The sequence below is a fragment of the Streptomyces sp. WMMB 322 genome, from assembly GCF_900090145.1.
Classification (GTDB): Bacteria; Actinomycetota; Actinomycetes; order Streptomycetales; family Streptomycetaceae; genus Streptomyces.
In genome coordinates this window covers 650,174-665,442 of sequence record NZ_FMHI01000001.1, presented here as the reverse complement: position 1 = coordinate 665,442, position 15,269 = coordinate 650,174, and the positions used below count along the sequence as shown (strand labels likewise).

10 protein-coding genes are annotated in these 15,269 nt (G+C 72.0%); 3 read left to right on the top strand and 7 right to left on the bottom strand.

Annotated elements, in window-relative coordinates:
- Positions 1-64: 64 nt before the first annotated feature.
- The 6 genes from H180DRAFT_RS02795 to H180DRAFT_RS02765 form a co-directional block, all read right to left on the bottom strand.
- Entirely contained in the window at positions 65-748 is a 684-nt protein-coding gene (locus tag H180DRAFT_RS02795) for a response regulator transcription factor (RefSeq protein WP_055484291.1), read from the bottom strand.
- A 236-nt stretch (positions 749-984) separates the two neighbouring features.
- Positions 985-2,853, bottom strand: coding sequence for an outer membrane protein assembly factor BamB family protein (locus H180DRAFT_RS30740; protein ID WP_055484290.1), 1,869 nt, complete (start codon positions 2,851-2,853; stop codon positions 985-987).
- A gap of 471 nt (positions 2,854-3,324) precedes the next feature.
- Positions 3,325-5,253, bottom strand: a complete 1,929-nt coding sequence (locus H180DRAFT_RS02785; protein ID WP_055484289.1) for an ABC-F family ATP-binding cassette domain-containing protein — start codon at positions 5,251-5,253, stop codon at positions 3,325-3,327.
- Positions 5,254-5,539: 286 nt separating this feature from the next.
- Positions 5,540-6,673 carry a DMT family transporter gene (locus H180DRAFT_RS30210; RefSeq protein ID WP_055484288.1) on the bottom strand — a complete coding sequence of 378 codons (1,134 nt, stop codon included), beginning with the start codon at positions 6,671-6,673 and terminating at the stop codon, positions 5,540-5,542.
- Complete coding sequence (locus tag H180DRAFT_RS02770) at positions 6,670-7,167, bottom strand: YbaK/EbsC family protein (RefSeq protein WP_055484287.1); 498 nt, start codon at positions 7,165-7,167, stop codon at positions 6,670-6,672. The genes H180DRAFT_RS30210 and H180DRAFT_RS02770 overlap by 4 nt, the downstream gene beginning before the upstream one ends.
- 250 nt (positions 7,168-7,417) lie before the next feature.
- Entirely contained in the window at positions 7,418-9,061 is a 1,644-nt protein-coding gene (locus tag H180DRAFT_RS02765; protein ID WP_175437707.1) for a penicillin-binding transpeptidase domain-containing protein, read from the bottom strand.
- Positions 9,062-9,659: 598 nt separating this feature from the next.
- On the opposite strand from H180DRAFT_RS02765, the gene H180DRAFT_RS30735 reads away from it, so the two are divergent.
- Positions 9,660-10,943, top strand: a complete 1,284-nt coding sequence (locus H180DRAFT_RS30735) for a calcium-binding protein (RefSeq protein WP_139151350.1) — start codon at positions 9,660-9,662, stop codon at positions 10,941-10,943.
- Between the two features lie 188 nt (positions 10,944-11,131).
- Here the strand turns inward: H180DRAFT_RS30735 and H180DRAFT_RS02755 are convergent, their stop codons facing one another.
- Positions 11,132-12,931, bottom strand: a complete 1,800-nt coding sequence (locus tag H180DRAFT_RS02755) for a dolichyl-phosphate-mannose--protein mannosyltransferase (protein WP_055484496.1) — start codon at positions 12,929-12,931, stop codon at positions 11,132-11,134.
- A gap of 241 nt (positions 12,932-13,172) precedes the next feature.
- Between H180DRAFT_RS02755 and rsmI the strand changes: the two genes are divergently transcribed.
- Together rsmI and H180DRAFT_RS02745 are read left to right on the top strand one after the other, a co-directional pair.
- Positions 13,173-14,024 (top strand): 16S rRNA (cytidine(1402)-2'-O)-methyltransferase, encoded by an 852-nt coding sequence (rsmI, locus tag H180DRAFT_RS02750; protein ID WP_055484285.1) that lies wholly within the window; start codon positions 13,173-13,175, stop codon positions 14,022-14,024.
- Between the two features lie 226 nt (positions 14,025-14,250).
- On the top strand, positions 14,251-15,090 hold the full coding sequence (locus H180DRAFT_RS02745; RefSeq protein ID WP_055484284.1) for a TatD family hydrolase: 840 nt from the start codon (positions 14,251-14,253) through the stop codon (positions 15,088-15,090).
- Positions 15,091-15,269: the final 179 nt, after the last annotated feature.

The window sequence follows — 15,269 nt, the reverse complement described above, 5'->3', positions numbered from 1 at the left end:
GCAGACACGGTTCGCCCCGGTGTGCGGGCGCGGTTCGTTCAGTCGCGGGCAAGGAGCGGGCCGGTCACTCCTCGCCTGCGGCCGGCTCGTACGCCCGCTCCAGCAGACCCGTGCGGGCCGCCAGCGCCGCCGCTTCCAGCCGGGACCCGACGCCGAGCTTCATCAGCACCCGCTGCACGTGCGTACGTGCGGTGCTCGGCGCTATCCGCATACCCGTGGCGATCAGCCGGGTGTCCTCCCCCTCGGCCACCCGCATCAGCACCTCCACCTCGCGGCGCGTGAGGAGCTGCAGGAGCCGGGCGCCCTCGTCGTCGGGTTCCGGTGCCGGGTTGAGCAGGTCCGCGAAGGACTCCTGGAGCAGCTGCGGCGAGACCGCCACGTCCCCCGCCCGTGCCTTCATCATGGCGCGCTCGACGCCTTCGATGCGCTCGTCGTGGCGTACGTAGCCGGACGCCCCGGCGGCGAAGGCACTGGCCACCCCGCGCGGGCTGGGAACCGGGCCCAGCACCACCACCGCGATCTGCGGCTTCTCGCGCTTGATCCGCACCACCGGGTCGAAGACGCCGTGCTCCGCGGGCGCGGCCGTACCCAGCAGACAGACTTCCGGCGCCCTGCTCAGCACGAGGTCCGCCGCACCCGCGCTGGGAGCGGCGGCCGCCAGCACCCGGTGGCCGCGCAGTTTCAGCGCCGAGGCGAGCGCCTCGGCGAGCAGTCTGTGCTCGTCAACCACCATGAGCCGGACGCTCATGCGCAACAACCCCCCACGCAGCTCCCTGCGGGCGCCCCTCAGGGCCCCCTGGGGCCCGGGTGGCCCGGGGGCGCAAGGGAACGGCCCCTCCTGTGCTCCCGGAAGCTACACGTTCGTCCGCCGTTCCGGGCCGCTTCGGGGGGAGAAGTGGGAGGAACGGCGGACGAACTGTGATCAGTCCTCCGCGGCCTGCGTGCAGAAAACCGCCTTCACCCTGGTCGCCAGGGGCATCAGGGTCATTCGGCTCCGAAGCCGATTCCCAGGTACTTGCCGTAACTGGTGCTGCTCCGCTTCGAGATGAGGGTCTGGTGGATGAAGAAACGCCCGTTCTTGTAGATGGGGGGTTCCCGCATGGTGATGCCGGCGATGTTGTTCTCGTCCTCGGCGCTGTCGTCGGGGTTGCGCATGTACAGCTCCTGCTTGCCCTGCGCGCCCGGGTCGACCGCGACGACCTGTCCGCCCGCGTCGTAGGTCGGCTTCTTGTACGCGATCAGCTTGCCGTCCTGCATGCCGACGGGGACGATGGTGCGCCTCTCACCGGCGTCCGACTTCCACTTGGGGCTGCCGGTGTTGATGTCGAAGGCGATGATCTCGTTGGTGGAGGCCGAGTCGCCCTGGTGCCTCGCCGACGGGAGATAGACGTAGTCCTGGTCCACGACGACGGACGCGCACGACTCGACGCCTGTGCTGCACCCCGGCTCGTACTTGTTGTCGCCCAGGGAGATCTTGGCCTTGAGCTTCTCGTCCTCGCCGACCGTCATGACGTCGGTGGCCGAACTGGAGCCGGCTCCGACCGCGATGACGACGGGGTCGGCGGAGACGATCCGGGCGGTCTGCACGCCCTTGGGAACGTCGAACTCCCAATTCGCCTTGCCCGTCTTCGGATTGAGCTTCTGCACCTTCAGGTCCGGGTCGCCGTAGCTGCCGCACTGCACGACCGCCATCAGCTCCTTGCCACCCGCGAAGCCCTCGTGGTCGCAACCGCCGGTGCCTGTGGTGCCCTGGGTCTTCCACAGCGGGGCGCCGCCCGACAACTTGTACGCCACCGAGCCGCCGATCCACTTGGCCGCGACGACGTCCTTGCCGATGGACATACTCATGCCCAGCGAGGTGGCGGCCTCGCTGTTGGGCATCTTGTCCTGCCAGACCTTCTTGCCCTCGTTCAGGTCGACGACGGCCAGCTGATTGCACTTGGCGCGCGAGGACTTGGTCTCGGCGACGACCACCGCCGCCTTCCCGTCGTCCGTCGACTGCCGGGAGGCGGCGCAGATCTGGCCGTCGAGGGAGATCTTCCAGGCCTGCTTTCCGCTGGCCGCGTCCATGCCGATGATGCCGCCGAGGGTGCTCTTGGCGAAGATCTTGTCGGTGGCCCACGCACCGGGGACGCTCGCGGTGTCCTCCTCCGAGAGCTTCGGCGAGGGGATCTTGAACAGCTCCCTGCCCTCGGTGGATGCCGGCTTGCCGCCGCCCCCGTCGTTCGTGCCGGTCTTCTTCTCGCCCCCGGCCTCCGTGTTGTCGTCCTGGTTCAACAGGAAGATGCCGACGGTGACGACCGCGACGACCACAGCGACTGCGGCCGCGACGATGGCGATCACCTTGCCGTTGCCGCCGCCGCCCGGGGCTCCGGGGCCGCCGGGTCCGTAGGGCGCCGCCGTCGGGTACATGCCCGGACCCTGGCCGTAGGGCTGGCCGTAGGGCTGACCCGGCTGCTGCGGGTAGCCGTAGCCCGCGCCCTGCGGCGGCTGTTGCGGGTAGCCGTAACCCGCGCCCTGCGGGGGCTGCTGGGGGTAGGCGTAGCCGCCCCCGCCCCCGGGCGGTTGCTGCGGGTAGCCGTAACCGCCGGGGGGCTGCGACGGCGGAGCGCCGAATCCACCGGACGGCTGCTGCTGCTGCGGATAGCCGTAGCCGCCCGCCGGTGGCTGCGGCGGTGCGCCGAATCCGCCCGACGGAGGCTGTGCGGGCTGCTGGGGCGTCTCACCCTGGGAGGGGGACGACTGCCCGGCTCCGGAGTCCTTCTTCTCCAGACCGGGGGACTCCTCGGACTTCTCGGGGTCGGGTGAGTCCCCTCTGGGGGGCTGACCGGGGGGCGGAGGCGGCTGCGACATGAGCGATTCCCTCGTTGGACGATCAGACCGGACGTCCACCCCTCAAACCCCCGTAGGGCGGAGCGATTCGGACATCAGGTCCGCCTTCGGCTGGCTTGTGCGCGGATGTCTTTCTATCACCGGACACTGCGAAACGGCGGTCCGGTTCCCGCCCCGAAGCAGCGGAAGAGACGGCCCCGAAACGCTTACGTTGCGCGGCCGTTAGCGAACCCCGAGTACTTCCCGGTATGCGGAACGGACGGCTGCCGCCCCACGTCTCGCCGTGGCACGCACCGGTTGCCCGCCGGACGCAGCCCCGGCGCGGCGCACCGGGCCGCATCCCGGACGCACGTCGCCGGGACGGCGGTCGTGGCCCCCGCGCGACCGCCGCGTGTGAGCGCCTGCCTGCGCCTGAGCGCCGGTGCCTGCACCCGTCCGTGCCCGTCCATGCCCGTCCGGCACCAGTCCGACGCCCGTCCGGCGCCGCACGCGTCAGCCGTCCTCGGCCAGCTCCAGCCAGCGCGACTCCAACTCCTCACGCTGCGAGTCCAGTTCGCGCAGTTCGGCGTCGAGTCCGGCGACACGCTCGAAGTCCGTTGCGTGCTCGGCGAGCGCCTCGTGCAGCTCGGACTGCTTCTTCTCGACGCGCTCCAGCTGACGCTCGATGCGCTGCATCTCCTTCTGCCCGGCGCGCGCAACCGCCGCCGGCTTGCGCGCCTGTGCGCCCGCCGACGACGCGGACGAGGACGCGGGCCGGGACGAAGCCGCCGCTGACGGCGACGACTTGGCCGAAGACCGGGATGACGGGGATGACTGGGAGGACCTGCCCGAAGCGCCGGAGCGGGCAGGCGCGTTCACGCCCGGCTGCGCCGCCTCGCTCTGCCGTGCGCGCCGTTCCAGATACTCGTCGATGCCGCGCGGCAGCATCCGCAGGGCGCCGTCCCCCAGCAGCGCGTACACGCGGTCCGTCGTGCGCTCGATGAAGAACCTGTCGTGGGAGATGACCACCAGCGAACCCGGCCAGCCGTCCAGCAGGTCCTCCAGCTGCGAAAGGGTCTCGATGTCCAGGTCGTTGGTCGGCTCGTCCAGGAAGAGCACATTGGGCTCGTCCATCAGCAGACGCAGGATCTGCAGCCGGCGGCGCTCACCACCCGAGAGGTCTGCGACCGGCGTCCACTGCTTCTCCTTGACGAAGCCGAAGCGCTCGCACAGCTGCGACGCCGTCATCTCCCGGCCCTTGCCGAGGTCGACGCGCGAGCGGATCTGCTCGACGGCCTCCAGCACGCGGAGCTTGTCGTCCAACTCGGCGACCTCCTGCGAGAGATACGCCAGCTTCACCGTCCTGCCCACCTTGACGCGGCCGCCCGTCACCAGCTCCGACTGCTCCTCGCCGCCGCTGTGCGCCGCCGCCGAGAGAGCCTTCAGCAGCGACGTCTTGCCGGAGCCGTTGACGCCGACGAGGCCGATCCGGTCGCCGGGCCCCAGCTGCCACGTCTGATGCTTGAGCAGCACCTTGGGCCCCGCCTGCACGGTGACGCCCTCGAGGTCGAAGACGGTCTTGCCCAGGCGGGAATTGGCGAACCGCATCAGCTCCGCGTCGTTCCGCGGCGGCGGTTCGTCGGAGATGAGCGCGTTGGCGGCCTCGACGCGGAAGCGGGGCTTGCTGGTGCGGGCGGGTGCACCGCGGCGCAGCCAGGCGAGCTCCTTGCGCACCAGGTTCTTGCGCTTGGTCTCCTCCTGCGCCGCGATCCGTTCGCGCTCGGCGCGGGCGAAGACGTAGTCCGAGTAGCCCCCTTCGTACTCGTGCACCGAGCCGCGCTGCACGTCCCACATCCGGGTGCAGACCTGGTCGAGGAACCAGCGGTCGTGGGTCACGCACACCAGCGCGGAGCGGCGTGCGCGCAGATGGCGGGCGAGCCAGGCGATCCCTTCCACGTCCAGATGGTTGGTGGGCTCGTCCAGGACGATCAAGTCCTGCTCGGCGATGAGCAGTTGGGCGAGAGCGATGCGGCGCCGCTCGCCTCCGGAGAGCGGTCCGACGACGGTGTCGAGGCCCTGCGGGAAGCCGGGCAGACCCAGACCGCCGAACAGCCCGGTCAGCACGTCGCGGATCCGGGAGTCCCCGGCCCACTCGTGGTCGGCCATGTCACCGACGACCTCGTGCCGTACGGTCGCGGCCGGGTCGAGCGAGTCGTGCTGGGACAGCACGCCCAGACGCAGGCCGCCCGAGTGCGTCACGCGTCCGTCGTCGGCGGGCTCCAGTTTCGACAGCAGCCGGATCAGCGTGGTCTTGCCGTCCCCGTTCCTCCCCACGACGCCGATGCGGTCGCCCTCGCTCACACCGAGCGAGACGCCGTCGAGCAGCGTCCGGGTGCCGTAGACCTTGCCCACGGCTTCCAGATTGACGAGGTTTACGGCCATCTCACTCCTGTCTCTCCCCTGGCCTTCGGCATGGGGAACCCCACCTGGACTTCGGCGCGGGGGAACCCCACCCGGCCTTCGGCATGGGGAACCCCACCTGACCTCCGGCCTCGGGGACACCACCCGGCATTCGGAATGGGTCCCACCCTGGCTCCGGGCCGTCGGCCCGGCATCAGCCCTCCAGGGTACGCACGTGCCTGCGGCCGTCTGATCCCCGCGGGGCAGGGAGCCCGCCGGGCGGCCGGGACGCCGCCGCGGAGTGAGCTCGACGAGGGTGCTGCCGGCCTCAGCTTCCGTGCAGCATCAGGGCGATACCGCCCACCATCAGCGCGGACGCGGCCACGCGCGGAGCGCCGAAGCGCTCCTTGAAGAACAGCGCGCCTATGGCCGCGCCCGCGATGATCGAGGACTCGCGCAGGGCGGCGACCGGTGCGAGGGGTGCGCGGGTCTGCGCCCACAGCACGAGCCCGTAGGCCGCCAGCGACAGCACGCCGGCCGTGATGCCCCGCCACGCGAGGGGCCGCAGCTGGGCGAGGAGCAGGCCCCGGCGGCTGGCCGCGGCGTACGCGGGGATGACGAGGCTCTGGAGCATCATCAGCCAGGCCACGTATCCGAGCGCGGAGCCGGAGGCACGCACCCCGGCCCCGTCGACGACGGTGTAAGAGGCGATGGCCAGGCCGGTCGCGACGGCGGCGATCAGCGCGGGCAGCCGCGAGGAGGCGGAGGGCGAAGAAGCAGACGGCCCGGAGGAGGCCGGGCCCTCGGAGGGGCCAGGACGGGCCGCGGGCTCAGCGGAGCCGGAACAGGCCGCGGGCTCAGCGGAGCCGGTCGAAGCCGGGCCCTCGGACGAGCCGGAACAGGCCGCGGGCTCGACGCAGCCGGTCGAAGCCGGGCGCTCGACGGAGCCGGTCGAAGCCGGGCGTTGGGACGAGCCGGAACGGGCCACGGGCTCGGGGGACTTCCGCGGGGCCGAGGCTTCACGGCCGACGGCCCCCGCCCGGCCGCTCCTCCCCCGTATCCCCCACAGCGCGACGGCGAGCAGCCCCGCCGAGGCGACCGCCACTCCCGTCAACTGCCAGGCGTCCGGCAGCTCCTGGAGGAAGACGGCGGCGAGGACCGTGACGACGAGCGGGGCCGTGCCCCTCGCGACCGGGTACATCTGGCCGAAGTCGCCGAGCCGGAACGAGCGCATCAGCAGCAGCTGGTAGACGACGTGCAGCGCCGCGGAGAAGCCCAGAGCGGGCCATGCCTCCTTCGCCGGCACCGGCACGAAGAACGCGAGGGCGAGCCCGCACAGAGCTCCGCCGAAGCCGACGAGGGTGAACGCGAGCAGCTGGTCCTTGATGTTGTGGGCGAGCGCGTTCCAGGAGGCGTGTGTGACCGCGGCGACCAGCACCGCCCCGACGACGAGGGGCGTCACGGAACGCCGGCGGTCTGCTCGCGTACGTCCACGACCGATCCGCGGGCGTGCGCGATCAACTCCCCAGGGGCGAGGGCGAAGACGGTGTGCGGGGTGCCCGCGGCGGCCCAGACGGTCCCGTGCGCGAGCAGGCCCCGGTCGGCGAGCACCCGCATCCTGCTGACGTGGCCGAAGGGCGGCACGCCGCCGATCGCGTATCCGGTGGCCCTCCGCACGAGGTCCGCTCCGGCGCGGCTCACCGTCCGGGCATCCAACTCAACCCGTACGAGGGCGACATCGACGCGTGAGGCGCCGTCCATGAGGACGAGGACGGGTTCGCCGTCGGCCTCGAAGACCAGCGACTTGACGATCTGGCTCAACTCGCATCCGACGGCTTCGGCCGCCTGCGCCGCGGTGCGGGTGGCGTCCGGAAAGGCACGGATCTCGACGTCGTCCAGGCCGAGGGCGGACAGGGCCTCGGAGAAGCGGGGGTGGGCGGTCGGCGCCTTGCTCATGGGACGGACGCTACCCGTCGGGGCACGTCAGGCGCGAGGCGGTTTCCCGGGCCCTGCCGCTCTCGGCCCGGCCCCCGCAGGGCTCTCGCACCCTTAAGGCCCGCACACACACCGAGCGGTGCCCTCTGGGAAACCAGGAGGGCACCGCTCGCCGTTGCCGCGTATGTACCTGTTTGCCGGTGCGGGCGCCGGTGCCTGTGCCGGTGCCGGTGCACTGTCCGGGAGACGGATCGCCGCCGCCCGGACGGGATCAGCCCGCCGCGGCGTCCAGGATCTTGCGCACGACCGGGCCGGCGTTCTCGTTTCCGTGTCCGGACTCGGGAACTACGGCGGCCGCCGCGATGTCGCCGCTGTACGCGGTGAACCAGGCGTTCGGCTTCTTCTGCCCGTCGACCTCCGCCGAACCGGTCTTGGCGCCGACGTCACCGCCGAGCCCGGCCATCGGCTTGGCGGCGGTACCGCTGCTGGCCGTCAGCTTCATCAGGGCCTTCAGATCGCTTTGGACCTGCGGCTTCATGCTGCGCGCGGCCTTCGCGATCGTGCGGTCGTCCAGGCTCGGGGAGACGATCACCGGCTGCTTGAACGTGCCGCTCTGCACCGTCGCCGCCACGGACGCCATGTTGAGCGGGTTCATCCGCACTGCACCCTGACCGATCAGCGACGCGGCCATCTGCGCGTCGGACTGGACGGGCACGCTGCCGTCGAAAGTGCCGGTGCCCACCTGCCAGTTCTGGCCGATGCCGAAGACGTCGCGGGCCTCCTTGGTCAGGTCGTCGTCCTCGATCTCCTTGGCCTGGCTGATGAAGGCGGTGTTGCAGGAGCGGGCGAAGCTCTCGGCGAAAGTCCCGTTCTTGATCTCGAACTTGTCGTCGTTCTGGAACTTCCAGCCGCCGTACTCCATGTACTTGGGACACGGGTGCTGCTTGCCGGGCGAGGCGAGCCCCTTGTCGAGCAGCATCGCCGCGGTGACCACCTTCATGGTGGAGCCGGGCGCCAGGGAACCGCGAATGGCGTTGTTGTAGCTGTCCGCAGGGGAGTTGGCGACGGCGCGCACCTCACCGGTGCTCGGCTGGACCGCCACGGCAGCCGCCTTCGGCTTGCCCTTCACGGACTGCTCGGCCGCGACCTGCATGTCCTTGTCGAGCGTCGTCTTCAGCGTGCCGGGGGTTCCCTTGGACAGGACGCGCAGGGTGGTGCCCGTGTCCTCGCCCTTGGCGTCGACGATGCGGGTCTCGACACCGGGCTTGCCGTCGGTCTTGTCGCCGTACCGCCTGCGCAGATCGTCGAGGATGCTCCCCAGCATGGGGTGCTCCTGCTTGGTGAGGGCGGCACCGTTGCGGTCGACGGCCTTGATCGGCGGGGTGCCCGCCTTGCCGGTCTTTATGGACTGGCCCTTCTTCAGCTTGGGGTTCAGCACCGACGGCTTCCACTCGACGACCGGGTCGCCGGACTTCTTGTCCCGCACGACCTCCAGCGAGGAGGCGTAGGACCACGTGGAGCTCTGCTGCATGTAGGAGATCTGCGCCGTCACGTCGAACGGCACCTTCGTGCCGGAAGCGGAACCCGGCGACATCTTGACCTTGCCGATGTGGGCGCCTTCCTGGAAGCCCTTCAGGGCCTGGGCCGCCTCCGCCTTGTCGTCGGTGAGCCCGGCCGCGGTCTTCGCGTCGCCGGAGGACCAGGCGGTGAGGAAGCGCTTCGCGGTCGTACGGACCTCGGCGGCGCTCGGCGGGCCCTTCTCGGCCTTGTCCTCGTTGCCGCCATCGGACGAGGCGACACTTCCGCCGCCTTCCCTGCCGTCACCTCCGACGAGTGCGTAGACGCCGAAGCCGGTCGCGGCGACGACGACTGCCGCGGCGCCTCCGATCAGCGCCATCTTGTGAGTGTCACGCATCTGAGAATCTGCCCCTCCACCCCGCCTCAGCCATGCGGCCGAGGACCTGTCCGAGGCACCCTAGAGCACGCGCGCAACATCACGTGCCCCCGGTATCCGAGTTCGGGAGCATATGGACGGGATGCGGTTTCGAATAATCACCGGATCAGGGGGCGGGAACCGTAACGGAACCTTACGGGAGCCGCTGCCGTGTCCAATCCGCCTCAACGTACCTTCACTTGGCTTCACCCACGATTCACGCGGGTTTCTTCGAGGGGTCATCCTCAGGCCCGGCCGAGGGCCCGCTCCGGAACCCCTCGTATTCAGGTCCCGAGCAGGGCCCGGTCCGGGCTTCTCCTCCCCGCCAGCCGCCGCACGGCGGGGTTGCGGGCCGGGACGGGTGAGGACAGGCGAGCGGCCCGGTGACCCGCCTCGCATCGCAGTTGACGGCCGGGTAACTGCTGTCCGGCGGACACCGGTGCCCACGCCGGTGTGCCTATGGGGAGCCGCACTGGAGGGTGTGGGTTGATCAGCGGGCGCGGCCCCGACAGGGGTCGGAGCAACCCACGTCCGTGGCCTGTCCCGCGGCCACGCCCTCTGACCGAGGAGGCCCCCGATCATGAGACCGACCCTGCGCACTGCAGTACTCCCACCACGTGATCACAGCGCCGCCGATGCACGCAGGCGGCGCCCGGCCCGACGAGCCGCCACCCTGCTCGCCACAGCAGCCCTGCCCGCGGCGCTGCTGGTGCTCCCGGCGGCCACGCCCGCATCGGCGGCGGCGCCGACGACCGTCACCTTCGGCCCCGGCGCCAACCAGCCCTTCACCGTCCCGGCGGGCGTGACCGAGCTGACCATCACCGCCACCGGCGCCGACGGCGAGGACGGGCCCTTCGGCGGGCAGGGCGGGGACGCCGCCACCGTCACCAGCACTGTCCCCGCGACGGCCGGCTCGACCCTCTACGTCAACGTCGACACGGGTGGCGGCGACGGCGGCGGTCCGCTGCCGAGCGGTGGCGGCGGCGACGGCGGCGGTTCCAGCGACGTCAGCACCTGCAGTTCGGCCAGCGTCGGCTGTGTCCTGACCGGCGTCCCGGCCACCGACCCCCGCCTCATCGTCGCGGGCGGCGGCGGAGGAGGCGGCGCCGGCTTCAGCTCCCTCATCACCAATCCCGAGGCCACCGGCGGGGACGCCGGAAACACCGGGGATGACGGCGGCGACAGAGCGCTCAGCGGGCAGGGCGGTGGCGGCGGCACCCAGGCAGCCGGCGGCACGGGCGGAGCCGCATGCGCCGCCGGCGGTACGGCCGGAACCGCGGGCACTGGCGGTGACGGCGGCGACGGCGGGGGCTTGATCGGGGCCGGCGGCGGGGGCGGTGGCTGGTTCGGCGGCGGCGGAGGAGGCGGCTGCAACGGGATCGGTGTCAGCACCCAGGGCCCCGGTGGTGGCGGTGGCGGATCGAACCTCGTGCCGTCGGGCGGCAGCTCCGGACCTGCCACCGGTCCGGCCCAGGTGAAGATCACCTACGAGTCCGGAGGGACGACGGCCTGCGCGACCGCGACGCCCACCATCACCGGCACCAACGGCCCCGACATCCTCAACGGCACCCCGGGCAATGACGTGATCTTCGCTTTCGCCGGTAACGACGTGGTCGACGGCCGCGGCGGCAACGACCTCATCTGCGGCGCCGCCGGCAACGACGCCCTCAACGGCGGAAGCGGCGACGACCGGATCGAGGGCGGAGACGGCAGGGACGTCCTCACCGGCGGAAACGGCAACGACATGCTGTTCGGCGAAGGTGGCAACGACGCCCTCGACGGGGGCGCCGGCACCAACACCAACGACGGCGGGCCCGGCCGCAACGCCTGCAGCAACCCCCTCACCGGCCCCGGCTGCAACTGAGCCACCGGACGGCCACCGCTGATCGCTGACCAGTAGTCCGTGACCAGCGATCAGCGATCACGGAAACGGGCCCCGGTGCCTCTACCGACCTGGCGTCGGGAGAGGTGCCGCGGCCCGCTTCAACACGTCGCACCCCCGTCAGGGCTCGGCCTCGACGGCCCCCGGCCGCGCCTCCGCCCCCGCGTCCGTCAGATCCAGGTCTCGAACCACATGCGGTCGCGCCAGGCGTCCATGGGGATCGTCTGGCCCGTGTAGATCGGCCAGAAGTACACGAAGTTCCACACGATGAGCAGGACGAGCACGCCCGAGGCGACGATGCCGCCGGTGCGTCTGCGCTCGCTCACGCCCGGCGGGCCCGCGAGTGCGCCGATCATCATGGACAGCGCCAGACAGAGGAACGGCACGAAGACGACCGCGTAGAAGAGGAAGATCGTCCGCTCCTGGTACATGAACCACGGCAGGTAGCCCGCGGCGATGCCGCACAGTACGGCGCCCGCGCGCCAGTCGCGCCGCAGCAGCCAGCGGTAGACCGCGTACAGCACCGCGAAACAGGCCGCCCACCACAGCAACGGCGTGCCCAGCGCGAGCACTTCGCGGGCGCAGCCCTCGCCCTGGTCGGTGCAGCCGTCGCGGCCCGCCTTCGGCGACTCGTAGAAGTACGAGACGGGACGGCCGAGGATCAGCCAGCTCCAGGGATTCGACTCGTACGTGTGGCCGGAGGTCAGGCCGACGTGGAAGTCGTAGACCTCCGACTCGTAGTGCCACAGGCTCCGCAGCGGCCCGGGCAGCCACCCCCACGGGCCTCCGGCGCCGTCCTTCTCCGCCCAGTCGCGGAAGTAGCCGCCGGAGGTGGCGAACCAGCCCGCCCAGGACGCGACGTAGGTGACGAACGCGACGGCGACCGTGGAGGCGAACGCCGGGAGCGCGTCCCGGCGGAGCACCGCGAGGAAGGGCCGCGGGGCTCCTGCCGTGCGGCGGGCGCCCATGTCCCACAGGACGGTGAGGAGCCCGAACGCCGCAAGGATGTACAGCCCGTTCCACTTGGTGGCGAAGCCGAGGCCGAGGCAGAGCCCGGCGGCCAGCCGCCAGGGACGCAGACCGAAGCGAAGCCGCGCACCGGTTTCCGGGTCGGGGCGCACGTCGGGGCCTTCGGCGTACGGGGGTGCCGCCGCCGCGGAGCCCGCGTGGCCGTTTCCGGGCCGGGCTCCCACGGGCGCGTCCGCGGACGCCGCCGGCGGCAGGGCGTCCGCGAGCTTCGTCCGGGTTCTGTCCCGGTCCAGCAGCAGGCAGCCGAACGCGGCCAGCACCCAGAACATCAGCACCAGGTCGAGCAGAGCCGTGCGGCTCATCACGAAGTGCAGGCCGTCCACGGCCATCAGCGCGCCGGCGAGGCAGCCCAGTGCGGTGGAGCGGAACAGGCGCCTGCCGATGCGGCACAGCATCAGCACCGACAGCGTGCCGAGCACCGCCGTCATGAAACGCCACCCGAAGGGGTTCAGCTGGAACATCGCCTCGCCGAGCGCGATGACCCACTTCCCGGCGGGCGGGTGCACGACGTAGGCGCCCTCGGGCGAGAGCGGAATGTTCTGGTCCGGCGCGAGGATCTTGTCGTTGGCCTTGTCCGGCCAGCTGCCCTCGTAGCCGTACTGGAGAAGGGACCAGGCGTCCTTCGCGTAGTACGTCTCGTCGAATATGACGGCGTGCGGCGAGCCCAGCTGCCAGAAGCGCAGCACCCCGGCGACGAGCGCGACCAGGAGGGGCGCACCCCAGGCGGACCAGCGCGCGAGGCGGGCGGCGGCGAGCGGCGAGAGCCCGAAGACGGCGCCGAAGCGCAGGTCCGGCTTCGGGAACGGCTGCACCAGGCGCTCGCGGGTGCCGACCCGGGGACGTGCCGAGTAGCCGAAGCGGCGCAGGCGGGCCTGCCACGTGGGCTGAGCATCCTGGGGCTGCGCGGGCCGGCTCTCCGCGGCGGTCTCGCTGGTCGTCACCGGGCCATCGTAGGGAACCGGCAGGTGCGTGAGTGCCGCCACGCGAACTCCGCGCAACCGCCGAGAGCCCCGTGGCGCCGGTGTGTACCGCTGTGCACCACTGTGCCGGGAGCGTTCCGCGGGGCGGCTGAGGCGGCGGGGGCAGCGAAGGCGACGGAGGCAGCGGGGCGGCGGGGGCGGCGGCCGTGGGGAGCCGGGCCGGGGATCCCGTTGCTTCCGTCGCCCCTGCGAGGATGGGGCGGTGACAGGGACGCTCGTACTGGCCGGAACACCCATCGGGGACGTCGCGGACGCACCGCCGCGCCTCGCACGCGAACTCGAGGCGGCCGACGTCGTCGCCGCCGAGGACACCCGGCGGCTGCGGCGCCTCACGCAGGCGCTGGAGGTCACTCCGCGAGGACGGATCGTGTCGTACTTCGAGGGCAACGAGGCCGCCCGCACGGCCGAGTTGGCGGAGGCGCTGGAGACCGGATCGCGTGTGCTGCTGGTGACGGACGCGGGCATGCCGTCCGTGTCCGACCCGGGCTACCGGCTGGTGGCGGCCGCGGTGGAGCGGGGCGTGGGCGTCACGGCGGTGCCGGGGCCGTCCGCCGTGCTGACGGCGCTGGCGGTCTCCGGGCTTCCCGTCGACAGGTTCTGCTTCGAGGGTTTCCTGCCGCGCAAGGCGGGCGAGAGACGGACCCGGCTGCGCGAGGCCGCGGACGAACGCCGCACCCTCGTGTACTTCGAGTCGCCGCGACGGCTGGAGGAGACGCTGCGGGTCATGGCGGAGACCTTCGGCGGCGAGCGGCCCGCCGCGGTGTGCCGCGAGCTGACCAAGACGTACGAGGAGGTCAGGCGCGGCCCGCTGGACGAGTTGGCCGACTGGGCGTCCGAGGGCGTACGGGGCGAGATCACCGTCGTTGTCGGCGGTGCGTCCGAGGGCTCCGGCGAGGAGCTGGACGCCGCGGAACTGGCCCGCAGGGTCGCGGTGCGCGAGGAGGCCGGGGAGCGCCGCAAGGAGGCGATCGCGGCGGTGGCGCAGCAGGTGAACGTGCCCAAGCGCGAGGTCTTCGACGCGGTGGTGGCGGCGAAGAACGCGGAGCGCGCGTGACCGCGCGGCCGGGGCCGCGGCGGCGGGGGCGGGTGACCGCCGGGCGCCGACCGGCCGGGGCCGGGGACCGGCGGCCAGAGGCCAGTGGTCGGCAGGCAGGCAGGCAGGCAAGCAAGCAAGTGCGCCGACCCGGGGCCTGAAACCGCAGTTCCGGTCACCGCCGGGCACGCCCGGCCCTCGGACCCGCGCCCGCCGGGGCCCGCGCCGTACGACCTAGGATCGCGCCATGCCGACTTCCACGCAGCAGCAGAAGCCGCAGCCGGCGCCGCCGCTGCCCGAACCGCTCCGCGTGCCGGTGGCCGATTCGCACACGCATCTCGACATGCAGGAGCCCTCCGTGGAGGAGGCGGTGGCCGCCGCGGCGTCGGTCGGGGTCGCAACGCTCGTCCAGGTCGGGTGCGATCTGGAGCGTTCCCGCTGGGCGGCGGAGACCGCCGCCGCGCACCCCGCGGTGCACGCGGCCGTCGCTCTGCATCCCAACGAGGCGCCCCGCGCCGCCGGGCGCGGCGAACTGGACTCGTCCCTCGGGGAGATCGAGAAGCTGGCGGCGCTGCCGCAGGTACTCGCCGTCGGCGAGACCGGGCTGGACTATTTCCGCACGGGCGAGGAGGGGATCTCCTCGCAGCAGTACTCGTTCCGCGAGCACATCGCCATCGCCAAGCGGCAGGAGCGTGCGCTGGTCATCCACGACCGGGACGCCCACGCCGACGTGCTGCGCATCCTCGACGAGGAGGGCGCGCCCGAACGCACCGTCTTCCACTGCTTCTCCGGCGACGCGGACATGGCCCGGCACTGCGCCGCGCGGGGCTGGTTCATGTCGTTCGCGGGGAACGTCACGTTCAAGAACGCCCGGCCGCTGCGGGACGCGCTCGCCGTCGCGCCTCCCGAGCTGGTCCTCGTGGAGACCGACGCGCCCTTCCTCACACCGGCCCCGTACCGCGGAAGGCCGAACGCGCCGTACCTCGTTCCGGTCACGCTGCGCGCGATGGCCGAGACGAAGGGGATGCCGGAAGACTCGCTGGCAGAGCACGTGGCCGCCAACACCGCGCGCGCCTTCGGCTACTGAGAAGCGGCCCCGGCGGAGCCCCGGCACCCTTCTCAACCACTCTTTGTAGTCAACCGACTTTGGAGAGTGACCAGTTCTCCGGTTACAGTCCGCGCGACATCCCGCCGGACTTTGGAGCGCTTGTTGAGCCAGACGCAGGGAAGTCATCGCGCGGTGCGCCGTGGGGGGCGAAGTGCGCG

What these genes read in the sequence shown, in the direction of transcription:
- H180DRAFT_RS30740 (WP_055484290.1), bottom strand. Translation starts at nt 2,853, where the DNA reads ATGTCGCAGCCGCCTCCGCCCCCCGGTCAGCCCCCCAGAGGGGACTCA.
- H180DRAFT_RS02745 (WP_055484284.1), top strand. Translation starts at nt 14,251, where the DNA reads ATGCCGACTTCCACGCAGCAGCAGAAGCCGCAGCCGGCGCCGCCGCTG.
- H180DRAFT_RS02795 (WP_055484291.1), bottom strand. Translation starts at nt 748, where the DNA reads ATGAGCGTCCGGCTCATGGTGGTTGACGAGCACAGACTGCTCGCCGAG.
- H180DRAFT_RS02770 (WP_055484287.1), bottom strand. Translation starts at nt 7,167, where the DNA reads ATGAGCAAGGCGCCGACCGCCCACCCCCGCTTCTCCGAGGCCCTGTCC.
- H180DRAFT_RS02765 (WP_175437707.1), bottom strand. Translation starts at nt 9,061, where the DNA reads ATGCGTGACACTCACAAGATGGCGCTGATCGGAGGCGCCGCGGCAGTC.
- H180DRAFT_RS02785 (WP_055484289.1), bottom strand. Translation starts at nt 5,253, where the DNA reads ATGGCCGTAAACCTCGTCAATCTGGAAGCCGTGGGCAAGGTCTACGGC.
- H180DRAFT_RS30735 (WP_139151350.1), top strand. Translation starts at nt 9,660, where the DNA reads ATGAGACCGACCCTGCGCACTGCAGTACTCCCACCACGTGATCACAGC.